Below are 6,418 nucleotides of genomic sequence, written 5' to 3'. Positions count from 1 at the left end.
GCAGGCCACCGGCCTTCGACCCCGACCTCTACAAGCTGCGCAACGTGGTCGAGCGCTGTTTCAGCCGCCTCAAGCAGTTTCGTGGCCTGGCCACCAGGTTCGCGAAACGAGCCGCCTACCATCGCGCGGAGATCGTCCTCGCCTGCATCGTCCTCCACCTCAGGTGAAGATCCGCAGGACACGCCCTAGGCGGCGGGTCATGATCGTGACGGTGGCCCACCACACCATGGCTTCGTGGTGTTCTGGTCGGCGTTCGTAGTCCCGGACGAGGCGTCGATGGCGGGTCAGCCAGCCGAACGTCCTCTCGACGACCCATCTGCGGGGCAGTACCACGAAGCCCTTTATGTCGTCGGTGCGTTTGACAACGGTGAGTGTCAGGCACAGCACGGCTTTGGCCCACGTGACGAGGCGTCCGGCGTAGCCGCCGTCGGCCCAGACCAGGGTGATGGTGGAGAAGTGTTCGCGCAGCAGTGCCAGCAGCCGGTGGGCGCTGTCGCGGTCTTGCATGCCGCCGGAGGTGACGGTCACCATTAACAGGAGTCCGAGGCAGTCAGTGGCAATGTTTCTCTTACGCCCCTTGGTTTTCTTCCCCGCGTCATAACCGGCGCCGTCGGCTGCCACGGTGTCGGCACCGCGCACGGTCTGGGCGTCGATGGCCGCTGCGGTAGGCAACTCGGCCCGGCCACACGCGATCCGGATGCGTCCCCGCAACCGGTCGACCAGACGCTGCGGCAGGCCCCGTTCGCTCCACCGTTCGAAGAACGCATACACCGCTTCCCAGGGCGGGAAGTCGACCGGCAACGCCCGCCACTCGATGCCATAGCGGGTCAGATAGCCGATCGCGTCCACCATCGCACGCAGGTCATGCTTCATTGGCGCTCCGGCAGGGCTCTTGCGCAACTCGGCCATGACCGCCCGCGCTTGCGGCTCCAACACCTGCCACTGCTCATCGGTCAGATCAGACGGATACCGACGTGTCCGGTCACGACATGCGCAACCAGACACGCCACAACTCGCCTTCGCGGCCTCGACACGGTAGACAGACATCCTGGGGCTTTTAATGATCAAGTTGGTGGTACATCTCGATTACCAGAAGCCCCACCTTCATGCCCTCACGCTCACGACCAACCCACACCATTCGCCAACAGACTCCTAGGGAGGAAGTCGTGCGAGTTCTTTTCTCGTCGTCGCCGGGGCTTGGCCACCTGTTTCCGATGATCCCGCTCGCCTGGGCGCTGCGGACCGGGGGTCACGACGTGCTGGTCGCCAGCACCGGTGACGTCGTCGAGCGCGCCGCGCAAGCTGGGCTGCCCGCGGTGGAGGCCGCGCCGGGGCTGGACGTGATGAAGTTCTTCGGGACTACAGTGCGGGAGAACGAGCGGTTCGGGGACTTCGCCTCGATCCACGAGCTGTTCGTGGAGGACCCGCGGCGGGCGATGGAGCTCGTCGCGCGGGTGTTCGCCGCGCTCGGCGACCGGCTCACCGAGGGGATGCTCGCCGCCGCCCAGGGTTGGCGGCCGGACCTGGTGGTCTTCGAGCAGATGGACTCCGCGGGCCCGTTCATCGCCGCGAAGCTCGGAATTCCCGCCGTGCAGCACAACTTCGGTTCGGCGCGCGGGACCGACGAGCTCGCGCTGTACGCCAAGTACACCGACGCCTACGACCGGCATGGCGTGACGCGGCCGACCGAGGCCGACGCGATCATCGACATCGCTACCGAGGGGCTCGGCACCCCGCAGATCGGGTGGCCGATGCGCTACGTCGCGTACAACGCGGGCGGGGTGCTGCCGGGGTGGCTGCTCGCCAAGCGGGAACGGCCGAGGGTGTGCGTCACCCTCGGCACCGCGGTCGGCCTGATGTCCGTCGGCGCGCTGGGCCAGATCGTCGAGGCGGCCAAGGAGATCGACGCGGAATTCATCTTCGCGCTCGGCGACTTCGACGTCGCGGAACTGGGCGAGCTGCCGGAGAACGTGCGCCTCGTCGAGTGGATCCCGTTGAACGCCCTGTTGGAGCACTGCGACGCGATCGTGCACCACGGCGGCTCCGGCAGCACCTTCACCTCGCTGGCCGCCGGGGTGCCGCAGTTGCTGCTTCCGCACAGCGCCGACCAGTTCGACAACGCGACACTCGTCCGCGACGCTGGTATCGGCCTGTGGCTCGAAGACACCACTGTGGACGCTTCGCATCTCACGAAGCTGTTGGAGGACAAGGAGATCAGGGCGGCGTGCGAGCGACTCCGCGCGGAGAACGCCGCACGCCCCCTGCCATCGGAGCTGGTGTCGAAGCTCGTCGCGCTGGTGAGCTGATCCGGCTTGGTGATCTGGGCCTCGACCGAGCTCAGCGCGCCGGAGCGCTGGTAGGCCTTGCGGCCGAAATGTGTCAGTCGGACGTATTCAGCCGGACGCCCCGGCCACGGCGGGAGAACGGGCCGGTGAACACCGAGGGGCGGCGACGGGGGTCTGAGCGGGGGCGGTAGACATTGCCCCGACACGGCACGGACCGAGGAGGACCCAACATGGGTGGTGTGATCATCAGCGAGCCGGAGGAAGGCTCCCCAATCGAGGACCTGCCCTGGGTCATCGTGTTCCAGTCCCTCGACGATTCGTGGGACTCCTTCACCTGCGGGCCATACGAGCGGGACCCCACCACTGTCCACTGAGGACGAACAGTGCGCCACCGACCGCCAGCAGCGTTCCGGTCACCGCGACCGTGCGCAGCCACGGCCGGTCGCCGCGCCGGTAGATCTCGTTGTGCCTGCGGGCGTGCCGACGGTCGGGCTCGAAGTCCAACCGCCGCCGGGGCATCCGCCCGTCGGCGTCCGGCACCTGCGCTGGCGAGGTGGCCCGGGGGAACACCGGGACCGCCTGCGGCGACACGTGCGGCTGACCGCGCTCGTCCCACGCCAGCTCCACGCCGAATCGCTGATTCGGGTAGCGCAGCTCGGTTGGCAGCTTGTCCGCGGGCAGTACCATCGGCCGGTCCTTGCCCTTGAGCTGGTTCGCGCCCCTGGCCAGCTCGCCGAGCAGCACCCATTCCGCCGCGTCGATGGAGGCGCCGACCTTGCGCAACCATTCGCCAACAGGCTCTGAGCGATCAAGGAGTCTTGCGTTCATGACCTCCCCTGCCCGCGCCCTCGCCGCGGTCGCCCTGGCGGCCTGCGTCGCCGGGTCGCTGACCTCGTCGAGTCACGCGGACACCACCTCGGCCGCGGCGGTGCAGCTGCCGCCCGCCAACGCGGTCCTCGACTACCAGCTCGGCGCCGCGTACCCGCCGCCCTCCGGCGTGAACCTGGTGACCCGTGACAGCACCGCTTCTCCCGCTCCCGGCATCTACAACATCTGCTACGTCAACGGGTTCCAGACGCAGCCCGCCGATCGCTCCACCTGGCTGAACCAGCGCAAGCACCTGCTGCTCGAGGACTCGTCGGGCAACCCGATCATCGACCCGAACTGGCCGGACGAGTTCCTGCTCGACACGTCGACGGCGGCCAAGCGCACCGAGCTCGCCACGATCATCGGCGCCACCATCGACCAGTGCGCCAACAAGGGCTTCAAGGCCGTCGAGGTCGACAACCTCGACTCCTACCTGCGGTCCCGCGGCCGGTTGAGCGTGAACAACAACCTCGCCTACGCGAAGCTGCTCGCCGACCGCACGCACAGCCGCGGCCTCGCCATCGGTCAGAAGAACTCCTCCGAGCAGGCCGAACGCGGACGCGCGGAGGTCGGTTTCGACTTCGCGGTCTCCGAGGAGTGCCACCGCTGGGAAGAGTGCGCCTCCTACTCGGACGTGTACGGCACGCACGTGATGGACATCGAGTACACCGACGACCTCCGCGGCACGTTCGAGGACGTGTGCAACGACCCTGACACCCCGGCCACCACCACGTTGCGCGACCGCTACCTCGTCGGGCCCGGCGACTCCGCCTACGCGTTCGACCACTGCTGACGACCACACCAGAGCTGATGTCCACAGTGGACCCGGCCGTCGCGATCTGCGCCGGCCGGGCCGCTGAAATAGAGTGGAGGCCACCGCCGGAGACTGCGAGGAACCACATGTCCCCAGAATCCCTGACCATGGCGGCAATTCTGCTGATCGTCGTGCCGACCATCGAGTTCGGCGGCTACTCCCTGCTGCGGATGATCGCCAAACGAGACCCCGGCTACCTGGAGAATTCCGTGCGGCGGCACATGTTCCGCGCCGGACACGCGCACGCGGGCGTGTGGGTGATCTTCGCCCTGGTGGCGCTGCTCTACGTGGACAAGGCGAACCTGTCCGAGACCGCGCGGACGATCGTGCGGTGGGGCTTCGCGGCCGGGCCGATCCTCACCCCGCTCGGGTTCTTCCTCGCGGTGGTGTCGCCCAAAGCCCAGCGGCCCAACAAGATGATCGTCTTCATCTACCTGGGCGCGCTCAGCCTCGGAGTCGCGACCGTGCTGCTCGGCATCGGGCTCCTGCGCGCCTGAGCACTACCTCGGGCCGGACTGGCGGCGGTACTCCTGCAGCTGGGCGAGCCTGCGCAACGCCACCATGGCGGCATCGCCCAGCACGGTCCCCACGACAACGCCTTCGAGAACGTCCTCGACCGAGGAATGCCTCATCACGCGGTCCACGTCGGCTTCTGCTATTCGGCGGCAGGCGTCCGCGTACACGCCCAGCTGGTCGGTGAAGTGCGGGTGGCCGAGGCGGCGGGCGGTCGCGATGACGGCGACCAGGGACCGGGTGGCGGGATTGTCGGGCTCATAGGGCAGTCCGCAGCGCGTCAGGAACGACGAGGCTTCCTGTTCGGCGGCAGCGTCGGGGTCCGTGGCCGGGACCGCGGTGATCCCGTCGTGCACCATGCGCACCGCACCGGAGTCCGAGGCGTCGACGGCGTCCAGCACCTCGCGCACGGTGGCGATGGAGAGGCCACCGACGTCCACCAGCGCGCGGACGAGGGTCAGCCGCCGCAGGTGGTGCTCGTCGTACTGGGCCTGGTTCGCCGACGTCAACCGGCCGGTCGGGAGCAGACCCTCGCGCAGGTAGTACTTGATGGTCGAGACGGGGACACCGCTGGTGCTGCTCAGTTCACCGATGCGCACGGCCGGTCACCTGGCCTCGGCGCGGTCTCGGGCGGGCAGGTACCACAGCAGAACCGCGCCGCCGACGAAGAACACGAGCGTCGACATCATGGCGGGGCGGTAGGAACCGGTGAGCTGGCCGATCGCGGCGAACGCCAGCGGGCCCAGCATGAAGCCGGCCCGTTCGAAGACGCTGAACAGGGAGAAGAACCGGGCTTCCTGGCCCACCGGCACCAGTTTGCTGAACAGCGAACGGGACAACGCGATCGTGCCGCCCATGACCAGGCCCACACCGCAGGAGAGCGCGGCGTAGCCGAAGGTCGCGCCGCGGGGGACGAAGAAGCCGATGCAGATCAGCACCGACCAGCAGGCGAGGCTGACCAGCACGGCGTTGCGGGTGCCCAGCCGCACCGCGAGTTTGCCGTGCAGCCACGCGCCGAGCGCGCCGACGAACTGGACCGTCACCAGGATCGGGACCAGCGTCTGCTGGGTCAGGCCGATCTCGCGTTCACCGTACTGCGACGCCACCGCGTTGACGGTGTTGATGCCCGCTGTGTAGACGAAGAACGCGATCAGGAAACGCAGGACGATCGGATGCCCGGTCATCGTGCGGATGGTGGCCGGCAACGAGATCGAGTGCTGACCGACCGTCCACTCCGGACGGTTGGCGGGGTCGTAGCGGCGCAGCACGCGCAACGGGCGGATCGAGAAGAGCGCCCACCACAGGCCGGAGAGCAGGAAGCACAGCCGCACGGACGTCGCCTCGCCGAGGCCGATGGCGGAGTGCCCGAGGTAGAGCGCGAGCTGGGCGACCAGGACGAGCCCGGCACCGAGGTAGCCGAGACCGGTTCCGCGGGCGGTGACCGCGTCGCGCTCCGACTCGGTGGCGATCCAGGGCAGATAGGAGTTGTAAATGACTTGGGCGCCACCGAAACCCGCGTTCGCGATGACGAAGAACAGCGACCCCAGCAGCCAGTCGGGCGCCGACACCAACGCGAGTCCCGCCGTTCCGCCCGCTCCCATGATCACGCACGCGAGGAACACCGCGGACCACCGGCCGGTCCGGTCCGCGACCAGACCCACGAGCGGAAGGGTCAGCAGTTGCACGACCGTTGCCAGCACGAGGAGATAGCCCCACAGCGAACCGGCCGGGAAGCCGACGGCGAACAGGCTCACGTCGCAGTCGACCAGTGCGGAGTCGAGGCACTGCTGGCCGGACGAACGGGCGGCGGTCTCCGCGACACCGGTGAGGTAGACGGCGAGGAACACGGTCAGGATCGGCGTGGGGAAGGCGGCGCTCGCCCAGTCGTACTGGTACCAGGCGCGCTGCTCGATGCGGTTCACGTGGGTTCTCCCGATGA

Annotated in this window: 8 protein-coding genes; 4 read left to right on the top strand and 4 right to left on the bottom strand. The window is 68.3% G+C overall.

Annotated elements, in window-relative coordinates; translation table 11 throughout:
- Nucleotides 1-167 (top strand): transposase family protein (locus G7043_RS33060; RefSeq protein ID WP_166052433.1); only part of this gene is annotated, 167 nt, incomplete at its 5' end.
- Here the strand turns inward: G7043_RS33060 and G7043_RS33055 are convergent.
- Nucleotides 160-1,047: an IS5 family transposase gene (locus tag G7043_RS33055; RefSeq protein WP_278185925.1), complete on the bottom strand. Its 888-nt coding sequence runs from the start codon at nt 1,045-1,047 to the stop codon at nt 160-162. The two genes, G7043_RS33060 and G7043_RS33055, sit on opposite strands and share 8 nt — an antisense overlap.
- A 119-nt stretch (nt 1,048-1,166) precedes the next feature.
- Here G7043_RS33055 and G7043_RS50070 point away from each other — a divergent pair, with 119 nt between their 5' ends.
- Nucleotides 1,167-2,306: a nucleotide disphospho-sugar-binding domain-containing protein gene (locus tag G7043_RS50070; protein ID WP_166052432.1), complete on the top strand. Its 1,140-nt coding sequence runs from the start codon at nt 1,167-1,169 to the stop codon at nt 2,304-2,306.
- Nucleotides 2,307-2,615: 309 nt separating this feature from the next.
- Here the strand turns inward: G7043_RS50070 and G7043_RS33045 are convergent, their stop codons facing one another.
- A complete protein-coding gene (locus tag G7043_RS33045) occupies nt 2,616-3,113 on the bottom strand; it encodes a hypothetical protein (RefSeq protein WP_166052430.1) in 498 nt (165 codons plus the stop codon).
- Between G7043_RS33045 and G7043_RS33040 the strand changes: the two genes are divergently transcribed.
- Complete coding sequence (locus G7043_RS33040; protein ID WP_166052428.1) at nt 3,112-3,945, top strand: endo alpha-1,4 polygalactosaminidase; 834 nt, start codon at nt 3,112-3,114, stop codon at nt 3,943-3,945. The genes G7043_RS33045 and G7043_RS33040 overlap by 2 nt on opposite strands.
- A 128-nt stretch (nt 3,946-4,073) precedes the next feature.
- A complete protein-coding gene (locus tag G7043_RS33035; protein WP_207312017.1) occupies nt 4,074-4,463 on the top strand; it encodes a hypothetical protein in 390 nt (129 codons plus the stop codon).
- 3 nt (nt 4,464-4,466) lie between these two features.
- Here the strand turns inward: G7043_RS33035 and G7043_RS33030 are convergent, their stop codons facing one another.
- Nucleotides 4,467-5,078, bottom strand: a complete 612-nt coding sequence (locus G7043_RS33030) for a MerR family transcriptional regulator (protein ID WP_166052424.1) — start codon at nt 5,076-5,078, stop codon at nt 4,467-4,469.
- 6 nt (nt 5,079-5,084) lie between these two features.
- Nucleotides 5,085-6,401: an MFS transporter gene (locus tag G7043_RS33025; protein WP_166052422.1), complete on the bottom strand. Its 1,317-nt coding sequence runs from the start codon at nt 6,399-6,401 to the stop codon at nt 5,085-5,087.
- Between the last annotated feature and the right edge of the window lie 17 nt (nt 6,402-6,418).

This window comes from Lentzea alba, from assembly GCF_011067745.1.
Lineage (GTDB): Bacteria > Actinomycetota > Actinomycetes > Mycobacteriales > Pseudonocardiaceae > Lentzea > Lentzea alba.
The sequence above is the reverse complement of the archived record's forward strand: the minus strand, read 5'-3'. Positions and strand labels throughout refer to the sequence as shown.

Excerpts from the sequence above, each read along its gene's own strand:
- G7043_RS33055 (WP_278185925.1), bottom strand. The coding sequence starts at position 1,047 with ATGTCTGTCTACCGTGTCGAGGCCGCGAAGGCGAGTTGTGGCGTGTCT.
- G7043_RS33045 (WP_166052430.1), bottom strand. The coding sequence starts at position 3,113 with ATGAACGCAAGACTCCTTGATCGCTCAGAGCCTGTTGGCGAATGGTTG.
- G7043_RS33035 (WP_207312017.1), top strand. The coding sequence starts at position 4,074 with ATGGCGGCAATTCTGCTGATCGTCGTGCCGACCATCGAGTTCGGCGGC.
- G7043_RS33040 (WP_166052428.1), top strand. The coding sequence starts at position 3,112 with ATGACCTCCCCTGCCCGCGCCCTCGCCGCGGTCGCCCTGGCGGCCTGC.